The sequence below is a fragment of the Halomonas ventosae genome (assembly GCF_004363555.1).
GTDB lineage: Bacteria > Pseudomonadota > Gammaproteobacteria > Pseudomonadales > Halomonadaceae > Halomonas > Halomonas ventosae.
Genome location: NZ_SNZJ01000002.1, coordinates 83,478 through 101,212, shown reverse-complemented (window position 1 = coordinate 101,212; position 17,735 = coordinate 83,478). Strand labels below are relative to the sequence as shown.

The following is a 17,735-nucleotide window of genomic DNA, read 5'->3' as shown; positions in this document are numbered from 1 at the left end:
ATACGAGTCCTTAGTGACTAGCGCCGCACGTGCAGAGGCACCTCGGAGTAGCCGCCGGCGGGGTAGCGGGCGCGTATCGCGGGACGGCTCGGGAGCGGGGCGATATCGACGGTGGCGTCGAGCAGCGCGTCCATGAAGTCCCTGAGCTCCATGCGCGCCAGGGGCGCCCCGGGGCAGACGTGGATGCCGGCCCCGTACAGCAGGTTGTCCTTTGGGTCGCGGTCCAGGCGCACCTCGTCGGGGTCGCCGAACACCGCCTCGTCGCGGTTGGCCGAGCCCCACAGGAGCGTCAGGCGCTCGCCGGCCTCGAGGCGACGGCCGCCGATCTCCACCGGGCGGGTGGCGACGCGCCGGTTGGACATCAGCGGGGCATCGAGGCGCAGGATCTCGTCGATGGCCGCCGGCAGCAAGCCATGGTCGGCGCGCAGGCGAGCCTGGAGCTCGGGATGGGCCGCCAGGTAGCGCATCAGGATGCCGATGCTCGCCGAGATGGTGCCTAGCTCCCCCACCGTCCAGTTGCGCAGGATGCTGACGATCTCCTCGTCGGTCAGTGCGCGCCCCTCCACCGTCTCGTTCATGATCCGCGTGGTGACGTCGTCCGGGGCGGCGTCGCCGGCCTCGCGGCGGCTTTCCAGCAGCTCGCGGATCACCCCGTCGAATTCGAGCGCCAGCTCGCCCAGTGCCTCGCGGTCGCCCGCCAGGGTGGCGGCCTGCTGGCGCCTCACCCAGGCACGCAGCGGCTCGTGCAGGCGGGTCGGCCAGCCCATGAAGGCGCACTGGATCTCCAGGGCGAAGTCCTGGCCCATCTCGGTCATCGCCTCCACCTCGCCGTCGGCGGGCAGGCGGTCCACCACGGCCTCGGCGATGGCCTGGCAGGTCGGGGCGAACTCGGCCATGGCCTCGGGGCCGAAATAGGGCTCGATGAGGCGCCGAAAGCGGGTGTGCTCGGGCGGGTCCATGGCGTTGGGCACCGAGAGGTGACGGCTCGCCGCGTTGCTGAAGGTCTCGTGGTCCTCGAGCACGCGCATCACGTCCGCGTGACGGAAGAGCGACCACTGCAGGTAGTCGCTGAAGGCCACCGGGCAGCGGCGGCGCATCGCGTCGTAGGCGGCGACCTGGTCGGCCTGGACGGTCTCGGACCGGGGGTCCCAATCGGAGTGGCGGGGCTCGCTCATCATGCCTCCTTGTCGGCGCGAGGCGTCGGACTCGCCGCCCGGCGCCTCGCCGTGTCGATCATGCGTCGGGTGGGAGGCCATCCGACCACACCTCGACCAAAGGCGCATTGATGCATGTCAGCCACTTCATTCACAGGGACGCGACTTGAGGCCCAGGCGGCGGGCCAGGCGGTGCAGGTTGCCGGGATCCAGCGCCAGGTCCCGGGCGGCGGCCGCCCAGTTGCCGCCCTGAGCGGCCAGGGCATCACGGATCAGCCGCCGCTGGAAGGCCTCGGTGGCCTCCCGCAGGCCGCCGCCGGCTTCTGCCTCACCGCCGACGATGCCGCGTGCCGCCGGGGTGTCGGCCGTCGCGGGGGCGTCACCGCGCGGCAGCTGGAGGTGGCGCGGCTCGATGCGCAGTACCGCCGCCCGCTGGCCCGGCACGGTGAGCGCCTCCTGCTCGCCGAGGGCCCGCAGGGCGGCACGGGCCAGCACGTGCTCCAGCTCGCGCACGTTGCCGGGCCAGTGCCAGCCAAGCAGGGCCGCCTGGGCCTCGGGAGCGAAACGCAAGTTGGCCACCCCGAGGCGCACCCGGTTGTCCTCCAGGAAGTGGCCGGCGAGCAGCGGGATATCCTCGGGGCGCTCGCGAAGCGGCGGCACCTCCAGCGGGAAGACGCCGAGGCGGTGATAGAGGTCCTCCCGGAAGCGGCCTGCCCCGACCTCGGCGGCCAGGTCGCGGTTGGTCACGGCGATCACCCGGACATCCACCCGCCGCGCCTGCTCGCTGCCCAGCGGCTGGATCTCCCCCTCCTGCAGCACCCGCAGCAGCTTGGGCTGCAGGGCCAGCGGCAGCTCGCCCACCTCGTCGAGCATCAGGGTACCGCCATCGGCCATCTCGAAGTGCCCGCGGTGATCCTTCACCGCCCCGGAGAAGGCACCGCGCCGATGGCCGAACAGGGCACTCTCGATCAGGCTCTCGGGCAGGGCGGCACAGTTGACCTGCACCAGGGGGCCGCCGCGCCGGGGGGACCGCCGATGCAGCTCGCGGGCCACCCGCTCCTTGCCCACCCCGGTCTCGCCGTGCAGCAGCACGTTCATCCCGGTGGGCGCCACCAGGTCAACGGCCGTCATCAGCCGCTGCATGGCCGGGCTGCTCCACTGCTGCAGCCCGCTGCCGGACGCCTCGCCGCCCAGTACCTCGCTGAGCCGCGAGCGGGTCTCCGCCAGGCGCTCCGCGAGGCGCAGGCAGACGGCCAGCAGCTCCGCGGCGGCCAGCAGCTCCGCCTCCTCCAGGTCCCGCAGCGCCCCGGAGGAGAGGGCGTCCAGGGTCAGCAGGCCGATCAGTCGCCCCTCGTCACGCAGGGCCACCCCCAGGCAGTCGTGCACCTGGCTGAGGTCCTCGTCGAGCAGGCCGTCGAAGGGGTCCGGGAGGTCGCTGTCCGGCGGGAAGCGGCACACGCCGGGATGGGCGGCGATGGCGGCGAGTCGGGGGTGCTGTACCGGCTCGAAGCGTCGTCCGCGGACCTCGCCGGGCAGGCCCAGCACGGCCACCGGCTGCAGGGCGCCGTCTTCCATCACCATCAGGGTGGCGGCATCCAGAGGATAGCGGCCCACCAGGGCCTGGAGCAGGGCATCCCACTCGTCGGCCAGGGAGGCGTCCGGCGCCCGCTCAGTCAGGCAACCCAGCAGTTCGCGCAAGGCGCGCAGGAAGTCGGTCATGGCACTGTGTTTTCGACAACAGGTGTCAGCATGACAACAGAGATCGTGTCACTTTGCCACTATCGCCCGGCCTGGAGTGCCGTGCCAACGCCGGGGACGCGTTGGCGATGGAGGCCGTCATGCTGCGCTGCGACATCTTGCCCGTCGCCAGGGTGGCACGACTCTTGCTGACTGGGAGGGGCCAAACCAAGAACATCCCCCCGACAGAAGGATTCCCATGCTGACGACAGAGCAGGAGCAGTTGATCGCGGCCACCGCCCCCGTGGTGGCCGAGCATCTCGATGCCATCACCCAGCGCTTCTACCCGCTGATGTTCGAGCGCTATCCGCAGGTGAAGCCGCTCTTCAACCAGGCCCACCAGCAGGACGGCGGCCAGCCGAGGGCCCTGGCCGGTGCCGTGCTGGCCTATGTGGGGCTGCGCCAGGATCCCCAGCAGGCACGCGGTGTGCTGGCCACCGTGGTCAGCAAGCACGTCTCCCTGGGCATCCAGCCCGACCAGTATCCCATCGTCGGCGAGTGCCTGATGGCCGCCATCGGCGAGGTGCTGGGCGAGGCGGTGACCCCCGAGGTCGCCGCGGCCTGGAGCAGCCTCTACGAGGAGCTCGCCGGCCTGCTCATCGAACTGGAAGACCATCGCTACCGGGAGTTCGAGCAGCAACCCGGCGGCTGGCGCGGCACGCGCCGCTTCCGTATCGCCGAGACCCGCCAGGAGAGCGCGGTGATCCGCTCCTTCGTGCTGGAACCCGAGGACGGCGGCCCGGTGGCCGATCACCAGCCGGGCCAGTTCATCGGCGTCAGGCTGACCATCGACGGCGAGCCGGTCTATCGGCACTACAGCCTCTCGGACGTGCCGAACGGCGACCACTACCGGATCTCGGTGAAGCGCGAGCCACAGGGGCGTGCCAGCCGCCACCTGCACGATGCCATGGATGTCGGCGACACCCTGGAGCTGCTGCCGCCCGCCGGCGACCTGACCCTGGAAGAGGGTGACGAGCCCCTGCTGCTGGCCAGCGGAGGCGTCGGCCAGACCCCGATGCTGCCCATGGCCCGCCATGCCCTGGCCCAGGGGCGCCGAGTGGTCTACCTGCACGCCGCCCTGGACGCCGAGCATCACGCCTTCCGCGACGAGGTCGCGGCCCTGGCCGAGGCTCACCCGGAGCGGCTCCGGGCCGTGAGCATCCACGAGCGCGGCGACGATGCCGACCATACCGGCCGGATCGACCGCGAGCTGCTCGCCCGCCTGGTTCCCGAAGGGGCCCGCTGCTACTTCGTGGGCCCCCAGGGCTTCATGACCGCCGTGGACCGGGCGCTCGCCGAACTGGGCGTGCCCGGCGAGCGTCGCCACTACGAGCACTTCGGCCCCTCGCGCCCCCTCGACGCCGCCTGAGACCCGCCCACCTGCCACACCCACGACGCCCCGGCATGGCCGGGGCGTCGTCGTGCTGCCTAGGTGCTGGAAATGGGTCTCAGCTGCCGCGCGCCAGCAGCATCGCCTTGATATGGCCGATGGCGCGCATCGGGTTGAGCCCCTTGGGGCAGACCCAGGTGCAGTTGGCGATCTGTCGGCAGCGGAACACGCTGAAGGGGTCGTCGAGCTCGGCCAGTCGCTCGTCGGTGGCGGTGTCCCGGCTGTCGATCAGGAAGCGGTAGGCCTGGATGAGCCCGGCCGGGCCGATGTACCTGTCGGGGTTCCACCACCAGGAGGGGCAGGCCGAGCTGCAGCAGGCGCAGAGGATGCATTCGTAGAGGCCATCGAGCTTCTCGCGGTCAGCCGGGCTCTGGCGGCGCTCGGTGGCGGTGGGCGGCTCATCGTTGATCAGCCAGGGGCGGATCTTCTCGAACTGGCGAAAGAACAGCGTCTGGTCGACGACCAGGTCGCGGATCACCGGCATGCCGGGAAGCGGACGCAGGGTCAGGGTATCGCCGAGTTCCAGCACCTCCTCCACCGGCGTGATGCAGGCCAGGCCGTTCCTGCCGTTGATGTTCATGCCATCGGAGCCGCACACCCCCTCGCGGCAGGAGCGCCGAAAGGCCAGGGTGGCATCGCGCTGCTTCAGGTGCTCGAGCACATCGAGCACCATCGTCCTGCGGAAACGCTCATCCACCTCCAGCGTCTCGAGGCGTGGCCGGTCATCCTCATCGGGATGGTAGCGATAGAGCCGTACCTTGATCATGGTCGCTCTCCCGGCGATACATCGAATTCACTCTTTCGGGGTCACTCCCGCCAGTAGTCATTGGCCGCGGCGACGGTCTGGAAGTGGGTGGCGATGACGTGGGAGGCCGCGATCAGGCTGTCGGGATCCTCGGCATACTCGGGACGCTGCGCCTTGCGCACCTCGGCGTCCGGCTGGGTGGTGCCCACCCCCTTCTGGGAGAGTTTCACCGCCAGGGCGAAGCCCTCCTGGGGCGTCTCGGTGATCAGGCTAGGCAGCCATACATCGCCGGACTCCATGGCTTCATGGTCATCGGCCAGGGCGGCACTGCCCAGCAGCAGCGAGGCCGCCAGCATCAGGGCGCCTGAGACCTTGCCTGGCGAAAGTGATATTCGATGATGCGTCGACATGATGGCCTCCTGCGTTGGCAAGCGCGAGCCCCATGGGCCCGCCATTAACAAGCATAAAATATACTTCTTTAAAGCTAGCCAAGGTCGCCGCGGCGTCAAGGCGGGGCGGCGAGACGCCACCGACCTGAGGTCTACTTCAGCCCAAGCCGCCTGGCCAGCTTGTGCAGGTTGCTGGGGTCCAGCTCCAGGCGCCGGGCCGCCGCCGCCCAGCGGCCGTCGCAGGCGGTGAGGGCCTCGCGGATCGCCCGCCGCTGCGCCCCCTCCACGCACTCGCGCAGGCTCGATGCACCGCCCTCATCGGCGGGCTCCGACGCTTGCGATGCGCGGCTCCCTCCCCCCTCGGGGACGGGCAGGTCGAGCCAGGCCGGCACCAGGGTGATGATCTCGTCGCGCCGCGCGCCGTGGCTCAGGGCCTTGATCGCCGCGCGGCTGATCACGTGCTCCAGCTCGCGCACGTTGCCCGGCCAGGCGTAGGCCAGCAGCGCCTCCTCGGCCGCGGGGGAGAGGCGCAGGCTGCGCACGCCGAGCCGGGTACGGTTGATCTCCAGGAAGTGGCCGGCCAGCACCAGCACGTCGCTGCCCCGCTCGCGCAGCGGCGGGATGACCACCGGGTAGACCGACAGGCGGTGGTAGAGGTCGGCGCGGAAGCTGCCCTCGCGTACCGCCTCGGCCAGCTGCCGGTTGGTGGCGGCGATGATGCGCACGTCGACACGCCGCGGGACATCCTCGCCCAGGCGCTGCACCTCGCCCTCCTGCAGGGCGCGCAGCAGCTTGGCCTGGACCGGCAGCGACAGCTCGCCCACCTCGTCGAGCAGCAGGGTGCCGCCGTCGGCGGCCTCGAAGCGCCCGGCGCGCTCGGCGGTGGCGCCGGAGAAGGCCCCCTTCACATGGCCGAACAGCTCGCTCTCGGCCAGCGACTCGGGCAGGGCGGCGCAGTTGACCTGCACCAGCGGCGCGGCGTGGCGGGCGGAGCGACGGTGGAGGCGGCGGGCAAAGAGCTCCTTGCCGACGCCGGTCTCGCCGCTGAGCAGCACCGGCAGGTCCGAGGCGGCCACCACGTCGAGCTCGCGCAGCAGGCGGTTCAAGACGGCACTGTGACCGAGGATATCCCGCACTTCAGGGGCTGCCAGCGGCAGGCCGCTCTCCTGCCGGGCCATGCGCAGGGCGCGCAGGTCACGCTCCAGGCGGCTGACCCGCACCGCGGCCTCGACCAGCAGCGCATAGCGTTCCAGGGCCGCCCGGTCGGCGGCGTCGAAGGTCCCCGCCTCCAGCGCATCCAGGGTCAGTGCCCCCCAGGGCTCGCCCTCCACGTGCAGGCTGATGCCCATGCAGTCGTGGACATGCAGCGGCTGGCCGGGCTGCTGTTCCACCAGGCCATCGTAGGGGTCGGGCAGGCTGGCATCGGGCGGGAAGAGGGTGGTCCGCCGACTGGCCAGGATGGTGGCGAGGCGTGGATGCTGGGCCACCTCGAAGCGACGCCCCAGCGCCTCACGCACCAGGCCGTCCACGGCCAGTGGCACCAGGGTGCCTTCCTCCAGGCGCAGCAGGCAGACGGCGCCGCAGCGAAAGCCCTCGCGCAGGGTGCGCACCAGGCGCTGCAGGCGCACCGCGCTGGGCAGGTCGGCGACCAGGTCCGCCAGCAGGGTCTCGTCGAGCATGGTGATATTCACCTTGAAGGGTTCACTCTACCCTATTCGATTCGGGTGCTTTTCACCATCCTGGCCTCGATACCCTATAAAACAGGCAGTTGGAAACTGGCACGCCGCTTGCTTCATGCAGGTCGTCACCTACCTGACCAAGGAGCTCCTGCCATGAGCCTGATCGAACAGACCGTCGGCCGTACCGCCCTGACCCTGCCCGGCGCCACCCGGGTGTTCCGCGACCACAATATCGACTTCTGCTGCGGCGGCCGCATCAGCCTGCGCGAGGCCGCCGAGCGCGTCGGACTGGCCCCCGAGGCGCTGGTGGACGCACTCGAGGGGCTGCCCGCCGGCGAAAGCGACGAGCGCGACTGGCAGTCGGCCAGCAACGACGAGCTGATCGACCATATCCTGACCCGCTACCACGACGTCCACCGCCAGCAGCTGCCCGAACTGGTGCGCATGGCGCGCCGCGTCGAGCAGGTCCACGGCGAGCGAGACACCTGCCCCAACGGCCTGGCCGACCTGCTCACCACGATCTACCAGGAGATGGAGAGCCACATGCAGAAGGAGGAGCAGATCCTCTTCCCGATGCTTCGCCGGGGCATGGGCGCCCAGGCCCAGGGGCCCATCGCGGTGATGCGCCACGAGCACGACGACCACGGCGAACACCTCGAACAGCTGGCGGCGCTGACCGACGACATCACCCCGCCCAAGGGCGCCTGCACCACCTGGCGTGCCCTCTACACCGGGCTGCATGAGTTCCGTGACGACCTGATGCAGCACATCCACCTGGAGAACAACCTGCTCTTCGAGCGCGCCGGCTGAACCCGGGCGGCGCCCAGCCGCGACGCACCGCGACCCGGCGGTGCGTCAAGGAGGCCACCATGAAAGCCATCATTCTCGAACGCCTGCACGCCGACCACCATCGCTATGCGGCGCTGCTCTGCATCCTCGACCGCCAGCTGCATATCGCCGCCTGCGACGAGCTCCCCGACTACCGACTGCTGGCCAGGCTCTGCCACTACCTGACCCATCAGCCCGAGGAGTGGCACCACCCGGTGGAGGATGCCCTCTTTGCCCGCCTGGCCGGCTGCCACGCACAGAGCGCCGAGCTGCTCGCGGTGCTCTCCGAGGAGCACCGGCGGATCACCCGCGATGGAAACGAGCTCGAGGCGACCTTCCGTCGCCAGGCGGATGAGATGCCGGAGGATGAGCTCGACCCCGGCCGACTCAACCTGGCTCGCGCCTTCAGCGAGCTCTATCACCATCACCTGCACAGCGAGAACCGCCACGTCTATCCGCTCATCAAGCGCTGTATCCCCGCCGCCGAGCTGGATGAGATGTCGCCCCGCATCCCGCTGGCGAGCCCCGCCGAAGGCAGCCCCGGCTTCCAGACGCTCTACCGGCAGATCGCCGATAACCACACCGGCCTGCGTCTGGGCCACAGTGAGCAGGCCGACTTCTGCCCGCTCTGCGACGCCAGGCCGGCGGCCGCGTCCTGACCCGACAATCCGCCGGTTCCACGGTATCGGCCCCCATGAACATCCGCCCATGGGGGCTCCCTGCATTCGCCTAGTCGCAACGGGTGCCGCGGTCGTAATGGAAGGTCATGAAGACGATGCCCGGGGTCATCACCAGCCGCCAAGCCAGCTCCACCTCGTCATCGAACTGCTCGTCGAAGGTGCGAACCGTGTCGATCAGGGTCTCGAGCCAGAGGTCATAGAGCGCCGGGGCGATGTCCAGGTGGGCGCGGCCGTGGCTGACCGCCACCTGCTGCAGGTAGTAGTCGGCATGGCTCGACGCGTAGAACGCCAGCAGGTGATAGAAGGCCTTCTTGAGCATGGCCCGCTGGCGCGCCATGTCGGTATGGCGAAACTTCACCGCGACCTCCGGGGACGCCGCAATAAAGCGCTCGTAGAAGGCCTCGAAGAACGCCTGTCCCTCGACCTCCCGGCTCAGCACTCGCACGTAACTGGCATCGAACAGGCGTTCAATGTCCATGACCACCCCACCCGATGAGCAGGCCTGACCCAAGACTAGGCCAGATGCTCGCGCCAGGCCTCGCCGGCTGTCGTCCGCATGGCCCGGGCATGACCTGCATCACGCCCGACGCGAATGCCGCCTCGCCATGACGCCAGTCAAGGGCCCGGCAGGGATGGTCGACTAGCATGGTCGGGTTTTCATCGAGAGGAGTCTCGCCATGGAGCTCGTCTGCCCCGCCGGCAACCTGCCCGCCCTGAAGCGTGCCGTGGACGAGGGCGCCGATGCCGTCTACTTCGGCTTCCAGAACACCACCAACGCCCGCCAGTTCGCCGGCCTCAACTTCACCGACAGGCGCGCCCGGGAGGGCATCGACTACGCCCATGCCCGCGGCAAGCGGGTGTTCTGCGCCATCAATACCTACCCGCAGCCCGACGGCTGGGCGATGTGGACCCGCGCCGTTGACCAGGCCGCGGATCTTGGCGTCGACGCCCTGATCATGGCCGACATGGGGCTGCTCGACTACGCCGCCCGCCGCCATCCGGACCTCGCCCGCCACCTCTCGGTGCAGGGCTCGGCGACGAGCCACGAGGCGCTGCGCTTCTACCACGAGCAGTTCGGCATAAGGCGCGCCGTGCTGCCCCGCGTGCTCTCCATCACCCAGGTGCGAGACCTGGCGAAGCAGAGCCCGGTGGAGCTCGAGGTATTCGCCTTCGGCAGCCTCTGCATCATGGCCGAGGGGCGCTGCTATCTCTCCTCGTACCTGACCGGTGAATCCCCCAACACCCGCGGCGTCTGCTCGCCGGCGGCCCATGTGCGCTGGGAGGAGACCCCTCGGGGCCTGGAGTCACGCCTCAACGGCGTGCTGATCGACCGCTACGCCGAGGGCGAGCGCGCCGGCTACCCCACCCTGTGCAAGGGCCGCTTCGAGGTGGGGGGCGAGACCTACCACGCCATCGAGGAGCCCACCAGTCTCAACACCCTGGAGCTGCTCCCGGAGCTCAAGGAGCTGGGCATCAGTGCGGTGAAGATCGAGGGCCGACAGCGCAGCCCCGCCTACGTGTCGAAGGTCGCCGGCATCTGGCGCAAGGCGCTGGATCGTGTCGATCGGGCCCCCGAGCACTTCCACCCGGACCCCGCCTGGATGGCCGGTCTCGGCGAGCTCTCCGAGGGCGCCACCACCACCCTGGGTGCCTACGAGCGCCGCTGGAAATAGCGTCACCTCACAGGAGCCACCATGCCGACTTCCTCCTCTCCCTCGTCTTCCCTGCAGCTCGCCCTGGGCCCGGTGCTCTTCTACTGGACCCGCGAGCACTATGCCGACTTCTACCGCGAGGCTGCCGACTGGCCCGTGGAGACCGTCGCCCTGGGCGAGACGGTCTGCTCCCGGCGTCGCGACATGAAGCTCGACGACTGGCTGGGCATCGGCCGCGAACTGGCCCAGAGCGGCAAGCGCGTCGTGCTGGCCAGCCAGACCCTGATCGAATCCGAGGCCGACCTGCGCGACCTGCGCAAGCTGTGCGACAACGGCGAATTCACCGTCGAGGCCAACGACCAGAGTGCGGTGCAACGCCTCTCGGCGGCCGGCCTGCCCTTCGTCGCCGGTGCGGCGCTGAACCTCTACAACCCCGCCACCCTGGCGGTGCTGGCCCGCGCCGGCATGCAGGGCTGGCAGGCCCCGGTGGAAATGTCGCGGAGTGACCTCGCCCGGCTGCTGGCCGACTGCCGCGAACAGGGGCTCGAGCAGCCCTGCGAGGTGTTCGCCTACGGCCACCTGCCGCTGGCCTGGTCGTCGCGCTGCTTCACCGCGCGCCGCCACCAGAAGCCCAAGGACCGCTGCCGGTTTGTCTGCCAGAAATATCCCCAGGGCCTGGCGCTGCGTTCACAGGAGTCGAGGGAGGTCTTCACCCTCAACGGCATCCAGACCCTCTCCGGCGCCTGCCAGGACCTACGCCACGAGGTGGGCGACATGGCCGGGATGGGCGTCGGGATCGCCCGGCTGAGCCCGCGGCCCGAAGGCATGGCCGAGGTGGTCGGGGCCTTCGATGCGGCCCGCCGCGGCGAGCTTCCCGCCCCCGACCCGCTGGCGCTGGTGGACGCCGAGGTCTGCGACGGCTACTGGCACGGACGGCCCGGCATGGACAACACCCGCGGGGTGGCCACGCCATGATCGGGCCGCTCCTGCGCCTGGAGCCGGCCGAGGGCGCCGACATCCGCCTCCCGGTGGCGAGCCTGACCGCATCGAGCACGCTGGACTTCCCGGGCCGGCGCGCCGCCGTGATCCATCTCCAGGGCTGTCCCCTGCAGTGCGGCTACTGCGAGGTGAGCGAGATGGCCAGCCCCCGCCGCGGCGAGCCCGGCGAGTGGGAGGCGATGCGCGCCTTCCTGGAGGCCCGGCCCGACGGGCTGGATGCGGTGGTGTTCAGCGGCGGCGAGCCCACCCTGCATGCCGACCTCCCCCGCGCCCTCGAGCAGGCACGCGAGATGGGATTGGCCGTGGGGCTGCATACCGCCGGCCCCTACCCGGATCGCCTGGCCGCCCTGCTGCCGCGGCTCGACTGGGTGGCCCTGGACGTCAAGGGGCGCGGGCGGGACTTCGCCCTGGAGGACCTGGAGCGCCTGGCCATGACGCTGGCCGACTGCGGCGTGCGCCTCTATGCCATTCAGGTGGCCCGCGTGGAGCGCTGCCGCGACCCCGACTACTGCCTGCCGGTGGCCGGCGCCCCGCCGCGGGAGGCCCTGGAGGCGCTGGTGCGCCGTCTACGACCCCACTTCGAGCGGCTCGAACTGCGTCATTGAACGGGCCGAGGCCGACGATCAGGGAACTCCTCGCCTCCCATCGCTGCCCACTATGGGGCGAGCCGTCACCCGAGGCCTCGGGGATGGAACAGTCGGCTCGGACACACTGACAGCCCACGCAGCAAGGAGCGATGCATGGAGATCGTCATCGAGAACGTCAGCATGGCCGATGAGGAATTTCACCAGCTCATCAGCGGTGAGACCGGCGATGCCCTTCGACAGACGGCCAAGAACTACCTGGGGAGCCAGGGCCACACCGAGAACGAACTGGCCCGGCTCAAGGCGGCCGGTGGCGCGGAGTATGAAGCGTTGCGCCAGGCCATGACCGACCACGCCATCAAGGTGGTCAGCCTGCCCCCGACCGACTGGCACATCCGCATGGATATCGACTTCGACGGCGGCAAGAAGGCCTAGGCGAGGGCGGCCCTCGCCACGGGGCCGTCAATGACGGACCCCCGGGGCTGCCGAGGCAGCCCCGGGGGCCGGCCGGGATAGCGAGACCCGGCTAGCCGCACTTGGACCAGCCGCACCCGGAGTAGCAGGTGGGGCAGCCGTCCATCATGATCAGCTCGCCATTGCACTCGGGGCAGTGGCCCACCACGGTGGGGCCGTCGCCCCTGGCGTGGGAGGCCTCCTGGGCCTTGCGTTCGGCCTGCTCGATCTCCTCGGGGGTAGGCGGCTGCCAGGGATGGCCGCTGGCCAGGCGCTGGGCATAGCGGCTGACCAGCTCCTCCACCGGCACCTGGTTGCCGTCCTGGTCGAGGAAGCCGCGACGGTAGAGGATCTGCTGGATCGACCAGGCGATGGCCGCGACCTCGGAGTCATGGAACATCGGCTTGCCCCAGCGATTCATGCCACAGCGAACCAGGCCCTTGTCCCAGGCCACCTTGCGCAGGTCGGCCACCGCCTGGGTGACGTAGCCGCCGCGGGCGGCCAGCGACAGGCTGCGCATGGTGGCGGTGATCCACTGGTGCTCGCTGGAGAGCTGGCCGGAGGGGAAGAAGAACTCCACCGGGCGCTCGATCACCACCCGCTTGCCGTTGAGCACGCCCTCCACCGGCATGAACGACACCAGCAGGTAGACCTTCTTGCGCCCCTCGGCGCCGACGTAGGAGATCTTCTCCGACACGGCCTCCAGGGTGCCCTCGGGGCGCGAGGGAATGCGCACCGTGAGCGGGTTCTCCTCGGCCAGGGGCGGCTCCTCCACCGCCTTCTTGACGCTGTAGGACACGATCTTGGAATTGATCTCGACGGCCATCAGGGGGCTCCTCCGGAAAGTTTGTGATTGACGCTGGGCATCAGACAGATCGGCTTACCACTTGCCATAGGTGCCTTCCTTCAGCGCGTCGTAGAGGTTCGCCGCGTTGTGCTCCTCGCCGTCGTAGATGACCTTCTCGTCGCCGGAAAGCTCGACGGTCTCGCCGTTCTCCAGTTCGAAGACGTAGGTGGTGTTCTTGAGGTCGTCCTCGCGCACCAGCACGCCCTGGAAGGCCTCCGGGTTGAAGCGGAAGGTGGTGCAGCCCTTGAGCTTGCTGGCGTAGGCGTCGAGGTAGAGGTCCTTGAACTCCTCGAAGGGGAACTCGGTGGGGACGTTCACCGTCTTGGAAATGGCCGAGTCGACCCACACCTGGGCCGCCGCCTGCACCGCCACGTGCTGCTTGGGGCTCACCGCGTCGGCGGTGATGAAGTAGTCGGGCAGGTCGCTCTCCACGGCGTCCGCGGCGATGAAGTGGCGGTAGGCCGCCAGCTCGAAGGAGACCACCTCGACCTGCTCCTTGGTCTTCTTGCCCGACTGGATGACGTTGCGGAAGTAGCGGTGCGAGAAGGAGGGCTCGATGCCGTTGGAGGCGTTGTTGCCCAGCGACAGCGAGATGGTGCCGGTGGGCGCGATGGAGCTGTGGTGGGTGAAGCGCGCGCCGTGCTCGGCGAGCTGCGCCACCAGCTCCGGCTCCACCTCGGCGACCTTCTGCATGTAGCGGCTGTAGCGGGCGTGCAGGATGCGGCCGGGGACCTTGTCGCCCACCTCGTAGCCGTCCTGCTTGAGCTCGGGACGCTCGCGCATCATCCGCGGGGTGATCTCGTAGTCCTCGGCGAGGGCCGGGGCCATGCCCTTCTCGCGGGAGAGCTCGAGGGCCTGCTTCCAGCCCTCCAGGGCCAGATTGCGGCTCACCTCCTCGGTGAAGGCCAGCGACTCCGGGGAGCCGTAGGGGATCTTGAGCATGGTAAGGGTGGAGCCCAGACCCAGGAAGCCCATGCCGTGGCGGCGCTTGGCCTCGATCTCGCGGCGCTGGCCCGGCAGCGGCAGGGCGCTGATCTCCACCACGTTGTCGAGCATGCGGGTGAAGATCGCCACCACCTGGCGGTAGCGCTCCCAGTCGAAGCGCGGCTTCTTGCCGAAGGGATCGATGACAAAGCGGGTCAGGTTCACCGAGCCCAGCAGGCAGGCGCCCTCCGGGGGCAGCGGCTGCTCGCCGCAGGGGTTGGTGGCGCGGATCTCCTCGCAGAACCAGTTGTTGTTCATGCGGTTGACCTGGTCGATCAGGATGAAGCCCGGCTCGGCGAAGTCGTAGGTCGAGGCCATGATGGTGTCCCACAGCTCGCGGGCCTTGATCACCTCGACGATGCGACAGGCCACGCGCCCCTCGGCGTCGACGGTATAGCCCTCCTCGATCACCGGCCAGTCGCGGTAGATGAGCTGGCTCTCCTCGACGTCGTCCTTCTCGCCCTCGTGGAGCGGGAAGGCCAGCGGCCAGTCGGTATCCTGCTTCACCGCCTCCATGAACTCGTCGGTGATCAGCAGGCTGAGATTGAACTGGCGCAGGCGGCCCGCCTCGCGCTTGGCCTCGATGAACTGGCGCACGTCGGGGTGGCCGACGTCGAAGGTACCCATCTGGGCGCCGCGACGCCCGCCCGCCGAGGCCACCGTGAAGCACATCTTGTCGTAGATATCCATGAACGCCAGCGGGCCGTTGGTGCCGGCGCCGGCGCCGAACACGAAGGCGCCCTTGTGGCGCAGGGTGGAGAATTCGTAGCCGATGCCGCAGCCCGCCTTGAGGGTCATGCCGGCATCCACCACCGAGTCGAGGATGTCGTGCATGGAGTCACGGATAGTGCGCGAGACGGTGCAGTTGATCAGGCTCACCGCCGGCTTGTAGGCCTCGGCGCCGGCATTGGACATGATCCGCCCGGCCGGGATGGCCCCGTTCTCCAGCGCCCAGCGGAACCGGGGCAGCCACTCCTCGGCCTTGTCGTCCTCCACGGCCGCCAGGGCCCGTGCCACGCGATCCCAGGTGGCGGTGACGTCCTTGTCCACGGGGTGGCCGTGACGGTCCTTGAGGCGGTACTTGGCATCCCAGATGTCGCGGGAGGGCAACTGCAGGGGCACCTCGTTGGAGGTCTTGACGGCCTTGGCGGATGTGCTCATGCGGGGGTCTCCAGAGCGGTGTCGTCGTTGTCGATGTAACGCTTTCGGTCTTCGGATGCCGCGGGCGGCAGGTCAGTGATCGCGGGCCGCGAGGCGCTCCAGACGGTGGAGCCATTCGCCTAGGCGGCCCTGGGCCAGGCCCTCCTCGCGTCCGTCGAGGAGGTTCTTGACCATCAGGCCCAGCTCGGTGTCGCCCTCGATCAGCAGGCGACGCTGGAAGAACAGGCTGTCGGGATCCTCGCGCCGGGTGGCGAGGCATAAAAACTCGCGCCAGCCGCCGCGGATGGTGGCCTCGCCCGGCTCGCGGCAGAGCACCAGGCGCTGCGCCTCGAGGCTCAGTGTCAGCGTCACGCCGAGGTCCTCGATGGCCAGGCTGATCCGGCGCCCCTCCAGGGCATCGAACTCGCCCTCCGCGAGCGGCTCGGCGAAGGTGCGGTTGAGCACCGGCTCCACCAGCCGCTTCTTGGCGGCCAGCGGCACGCAGGGGTCCAGGGTGCGGATCAGACGGCTCGGCACGGGCGGGCGCGGGAGCGACAGTGACGGTAGGGGCAGGGACATGGAGGTTCTCCTGATGACGTCGACGCGGCTGGGCCGCCGAACCGCTCATCCTAGGGGCCATCTAAACCGCCTGCACTGACGTGCGTCAAGCCGTCGCCGGCACCGTGGATCACACCGGGCCAGTACCATATATAGACCACTAGCCGGACTCAAGCACAAGATGTGCAAAAAATGTCACTACGTCGCCCAGGGCGTCGCCGCGCCGGTGATGCGGCGGGCGCGCAGCTTGCGCAGAGGCCGACATGGCGGGCCGGCACGGGAGTCGCTCGACCATCCGCCGGCGCGACTTCGTTGAATCACCATCTATGAAGTAATTCTAATGCATCAAACTGGTGCATAACTTTTCGCGATTTTGAAGGGATTTCGGCTCAATACTATGTCTAATCCCCGCATGGCCCATGCAGTTGCTGCATAATGGTGCATTGCCTTATAGTGCTGCCGACCCGTTTTCGACCGCACAGGAATCTTCCCATGCCCTACGTCCACGACACCCTCGAGGCCCTACGCAGGAGCAGCCCGGCCCAGACCGAGTTCTACCAGGCCGCCGAGGAGGTACTGGAGTGCCTGCGTCCGCTCTTCGAGCGCAGCCCCCACTACCTCGACCACGGCATCATCGAGCGCATCGTCGAGCCGGAGCGCCAGATCATGTTCCGCGTCTGCTGGACCGACGACGCCGGCAAGGTGCAGGTCAACAAGGGCTACCGCGTCCAGTTCAACTCCGCCCTCGGCCCCTACAAGGGTGGGCTGCGTTTCCACCCCAGCGTCACCTCGGGCACCATCAAGTTCCTGGGCTTCGAGCAGATCTTCAAGAATGCCCTGACCGGGCTGCCCATCGGCGGCGGCAAGGGCGGGTCGGACTTCGAGCCCAAGGGCCGGTCGGACGGCGAGATCATGCGCTTCTGCCAGGCCTTCATGAGCGAACTCTATCGCCACATCGGCCCGACCACCGACGTGCCGGCCGGCGACATCGGCGTGGGGGCCCGCGAGATCGGTTACCTGTACGGCCAGTACAAGCGCCTGACCGGCCGCTACGAGGGTGTGCTGACCGGCAAGAGCCTCAACTGGGGCGGCTCCATCGGGCGCAAGGAGGCCACCGGCTACGGTGCCGTCTACTTCGCCGAGAACATGCTCGAGGCCCGCGGCGAGACCCTGGAGGGCAAGACCTGCCTGGTCTCCGGTGCCGGCAATGTGGCCATCTACACCATCGAGAAGCTCTACGAGCTGGGCGCAATTCCCGTCACCTGCTCGGACTCCCGGGGCACCCTCCATCACGCCGACGGCATCGACCTGGACCTGCTCAAGGAGCTCAAGGAGGTCCAGCGCGTCTCGCTGGAGGCCTACCTGGAAAAGCATCCCGAGGCGCGCTACCTGCCGGCCGGCGACTACCCGGCGGACGGCCATGCGGTCTGGCGCATCGAGGGCGACGTGGCCTTCCCCTGCGCCACCCAGAACGAGCTGACCGAGGCCGATGCCGAGGCCCTGCTGGGCAATGGCGTGACCTGCATCAGCGAGGGGGCCAACATGCCCTCCACCGCCGCGGCCGTGGACCGCTTCCTGGCCGCGAAGGTCGCCTACGGGCCCGGCAAGGCGGCCAATGCCGGCGGGGTTGCCACCAGCCAGCTGGAGATGGCCCAGAACAGCAGCATGGAGCAGTGGCCGCTGGAGAAGGTCGACGCCAGGCTCAAGGAGATCATGGCCAATATCCACCGCCAGTGCGCCGAGACCGCCGAGGAGTTCGACGACCCCACCAACCTGGTGCTGGGCGCCAACATCGCCGGCTTCCGCAAGGTGGCCGATGCCATGCTCGAGCAGGGGGTCGTCTGAGCCCGCGGCCGCTCGATTCACTACAACGCGACACGGCGCCCCGCGGGGCGCCGTGTCGCGTCGGTTGCTAG

17 protein-coding genes are annotated in these 17,735 nt (G+C 69.3%); 8 read left to right on the top strand and 9 right to left on the bottom strand.

The window, feature by feature from the left end; genetic code table 11:
* Positions 1-17 precede the first annotated feature (17 nt).
* Both DFP85_RS01960 and norR (DFP85_RS01955) read right to left on the bottom strand, forming a co-directional pair.
* Positions 18-1,175, bottom strand: a complete 1,158-nt coding sequence (locus DFP85_RS01960) for a cytochrome P450 (RefSeq protein WP_133634434.1) — start codon at positions 1,173-1,175, stop codon at positions 18-20.
* Positions 1,176-1,301: 126 nt separating this feature from the next.
* On the bottom strand, positions 1,302-2,873 hold the full coding sequence (gene norR / locus DFP85_RS01955; protein WP_133634432.1) for a nitric oxide reductase transcriptional regulator NorR: 1,572 nt from the start codon (positions 2,871-2,873) through the stop codon (positions 1,302-1,304).
* Between the two features lie 217 nt (positions 2,874-3,090).
* Between norR (DFP85_RS01955) and hmpA the strand changes: the two genes are divergently transcribed.
* The gene (hmpA, locus tag DFP85_RS01950; RefSeq protein WP_133634430.1) at positions 3,091-4,260 is read left to right on the top strand and encodes an NO-inducible flavohemoprotein; all 1,170 of its coding nucleotides are present in this window, start codon (positions 3,091-3,093) and stop codon (positions 4,258-4,260) included.
* Between the two features lie 79 nt (positions 4,261-4,339).
* Here the strand turns inward: hmpA and DFP85_RS01945 are convergent, their stop codons facing one another.
* The 3 genes from DFP85_RS01945 to norR (DFP85_RS01935) form a co-directional block, all read right to left on the bottom strand.
* Positions 4,340-5,047: a succinate dehydrogenase iron-sulfur subunit gene (locus tag DFP85_RS01945; protein ID WP_208108430.1), complete on the bottom strand. Its 708-nt coding sequence runs from the start codon at positions 5,045-5,047 to the stop codon at positions 4,340-4,342.
* Positions 5,048-5,088: 41 nt separating this feature from the next.
* Positions 5,089-5,436, bottom strand: coding sequence for a hexameric tyrosine-coordinated heme protein (locus DFP85_RS01940; RefSeq protein WP_208108429.1), 348 nt, complete (start codon positions 5,434-5,436; stop codon positions 5,089-5,091).
* A gap of 131 nt (positions 5,437-5,567) precedes the next feature.
* Complete coding sequence (gene norR, locus DFP85_RS01935; RefSeq protein WP_133634428.1) at positions 5,568-7,094, bottom strand: nitric oxide reductase transcriptional regulator NorR; 1,527 nt, start codon at positions 7,092-7,094, stop codon at positions 5,568-5,570.
* 153 nt (positions 7,095-7,247) lie between these two features.
* Here norR (DFP85_RS01935) and ytfE point away from each other — a divergent pair, with 153 nt between their 5' ends.
* Both ytfE and DFP85_RS01925 read left to right on the top strand, forming a co-directional pair.
* A complete protein-coding gene (ytfE, locus tag DFP85_RS01930) occupies positions 7,248-7,904 on the top strand; it encodes an iron-sulfur cluster repair protein YtfE (protein WP_133634426.1) in 657 nt (218 codons plus the stop codon).
* Between the two features lie 59 nt (positions 7,905-7,963).
* A complete protein-coding gene (locus DFP85_RS01925; RefSeq protein WP_133634424.1) occupies positions 7,964-8,581 on the top strand; it encodes a hemerythrin domain-containing protein in 618 nt (205 codons plus the stop codon).
* Between the two features lie 70 nt (positions 8,582-8,651).
* Here DFP85_RS01925 and DFP85_RS01920 read toward each other — a convergent pair whose 3' ends face one another.
* Positions 8,652-9,080: a globin gene (locus DFP85_RS01920; protein WP_133634422.1), complete on the bottom strand. Its 429-nt coding sequence runs from the start codon at positions 9,078-9,080 to the stop codon at positions 8,652-8,654.
* A 199-nt stretch (positions 9,081-9,279) separates the two neighbouring features.
* On the opposite strand from DFP85_RS01920, the gene ubiU reads away from it, so the two are divergent.
* From ubiU to DFP85_RS01900, 4 genes are all read left to right on the top strand, one after another.
* Positions 9,280-10,275, top strand: coding sequence for a ubiquinone anaerobic biosynthesis protein UbiU (ubiU, locus tag DFP85_RS01915; RefSeq protein WP_133634420.1), 996 nt, complete (start codon positions 9,280-9,282; stop codon positions 10,273-10,275).
* Positions 10,276-10,296: 21 nt separating this feature from the next.
* On the top strand, positions 10,297-11,229 hold the full coding sequence (locus tag DFP85_RS01910; protein WP_133634418.1) for a U32 family peptidase: 933 nt from the start codon (positions 10,297-10,299) through the stop codon (positions 11,227-11,229).
* Positions 11,226-11,858, top strand: a complete 633-nt coding sequence (locus DFP85_RS01905; RefSeq protein WP_133634416.1) for a radical SAM protein — start codon at positions 11,226-11,228, stop codon at positions 11,856-11,858. The genes DFP85_RS01910 and DFP85_RS01905 overlap by 4 nt, the downstream gene beginning before the upstream one ends.
* Positions 11,859-11,993: 135 nt before the next feature.
* Positions 11,994-12,272: a hypothetical protein gene (locus tag DFP85_RS01900; protein ID WP_133634414.1), complete on the top strand. Its 279-nt coding sequence runs from the start codon at positions 11,994-11,996 to the stop codon at positions 12,270-12,272.
* 91 nt (positions 12,273-12,363) lie between these two features.
* Here DFP85_RS01900 and DFP85_RS01895 read toward each other — a convergent pair whose 3' ends face one another.
* The 3 genes from DFP85_RS01895 to ubiT all read right to left on the bottom strand — a co-directional run bounded on the left by DFP85_RS01895 (position 12,364) and on the right by ubiT (position 15,840).
* Positions 12,364-13,116: a ribonucleoside-diphosphate reductase gene (locus DFP85_RS01895; RefSeq protein ID WP_133634412.1), complete on the bottom strand. Its 753-nt coding sequence runs from the start codon at positions 13,114-13,116 to the stop codon at positions 12,364-12,366.
* Positions 13,117-13,170: 54 nt separating this feature from the next.
* Positions 13,171-15,282 (bottom strand): adenosylcobalamin-dependent ribonucleoside-diphosphate reductase, encoded by a 2,112-nt coding sequence (locus DFP85_RS01890; protein WP_133634410.1) that lies wholly within the window; start codon positions 15,280-15,282, stop codon positions 13,171-13,173.
* Between the two features lie 72 nt (positions 15,283-15,354).
* A complete protein-coding gene (ubiT, locus tag DFP85_RS01885) occupies positions 15,355-15,840 on the bottom strand; it encodes a ubiquinone anaerobic biosynthesis accessory factor UbiT (RefSeq protein WP_133634408.1) in 486 nt (161 codons plus the stop codon).
* Between the two features lie 471 nt (positions 15,841-16,311).
* On the opposite strand from ubiT, the gene gdhA reads away from it, so the two are divergent.
* The gene (gdhA, locus tag DFP85_RS01880; RefSeq protein WP_133634405.1) at positions 16,312-17,664 is read left to right on the top strand and encodes an NADP-specific glutamate dehydrogenase; all 1,353 of its coding nucleotides are present in this window, start codon (positions 16,312-16,314) and stop codon (positions 17,662-17,664) included.
* Positions 17,665-17,735: the final 71 nt, after the last annotated feature.

Coding starts and splice junctions, on each gene's coding strand:
- ubiT (WP_133634408.1), bottom strand. CDS start 15,840: ATGTCCCTGCCCCTACCGTCACTGTCGCTCCCGCGCCCGCCCGTGCCG.
- DFP85_RS01940 (WP_208108429.1), bottom strand. CDS start 5,436: ATGTCGACGCATCATCGAATATCACTTTCGCCAGGCAAGGTCTCAGGC.
- ubiU (WP_133634420.1), top strand. CDS start 9,280: ATGGAGCTCGTCTGCCCCGCCGGCAACCTGCCCGCCCTGAAGCGTGCC.
- norR (WP_133634428.1), bottom strand. CDS start 7,094: ATGCTCGACGAGACCCTGCTGGCGGACCTGGTCGCCGACCTGCCCAGC.
- DFP85_RS01945 (WP_208108430.1), bottom strand. CDS start 5,047: ATGATCAAGGTACGGCTCTATCGCTACCATCCCGATGAGGATGACCGG.
- hmpA (WP_133634430.1), top strand. CDS start 3,091: ATGCTGACGACAGAGCAGGAGCAGTTGATCGCGGCCACCGCCCCCGTG.
- ytfE (WP_133634426.1), top strand. CDS start 7,248: ATGAGCCTGATCGAACAGACCGTCGGCCGTACCGCCCTGACCCTGCCC.
- DFP85_RS01910 (WP_133634418.1), top strand. CDS start 10,297: ATGCCGACTTCCTCCTCTCCCTCGTCTTCCCTGCAGCTCGCCCTGGGC.
- gdhA (WP_133634405.1), top strand. CDS start 16,312: ATGCCCTACGTCCACGACACCCTCGAGGCCCTACGCAGGAGCAGCCCG.
- DFP85_RS01905 (WP_133634416.1), top strand. CDS start 11,226: ATGATCGGGCCGCTCCTGCGCCTGGAGCCGGCCGAGGGCGCCGACATC.
- DFP85_RS01960 (WP_133634434.1), bottom strand. CDS start 1,175: ATGAGCGAGCCCCGCCACTCCGATTGGGACCCCCGGTCCGAGACCGTC.
- norR (WP_133634432.1), bottom strand. CDS start 2,873: ATGACCGACTTCCTGCGCGCCTTGCGCGAACTGCTGGGTTGCCTGACT.
- DFP85_RS01890 (WP_133634410.1), bottom strand. CDS start 15,282: ATGAGCACATCCGCCAAGGCCGTCAAGACCTCCAACGAGGTGCCCCTG.
- DFP85_RS01925 (WP_133634424.1), top strand. CDS start 7,964: ATGAAAGCCATCATTCTCGAACGCCTGCACGCCGACCACCATCGCTAT.
- DFP85_RS01895 (WP_133634412.1), bottom strand. CDS start 13,116: ATGGCCGTCGAGATCAATTCCAAGATCGTGTCCTACAGCGTCAAGAAG.
- DFP85_RS01900 (WP_133634414.1), top strand. CDS start 11,994: ATGGAGATCGTCATCGAGAACGTCAGCATGGCCGATGAGGAATTTCAC.
- DFP85_RS01920 (WP_133634422.1), bottom strand. CDS start 9,080: ATGGACATTGAACGCCTGTTCGATGCCAGTTACGTGCGAGTGCTGAGC.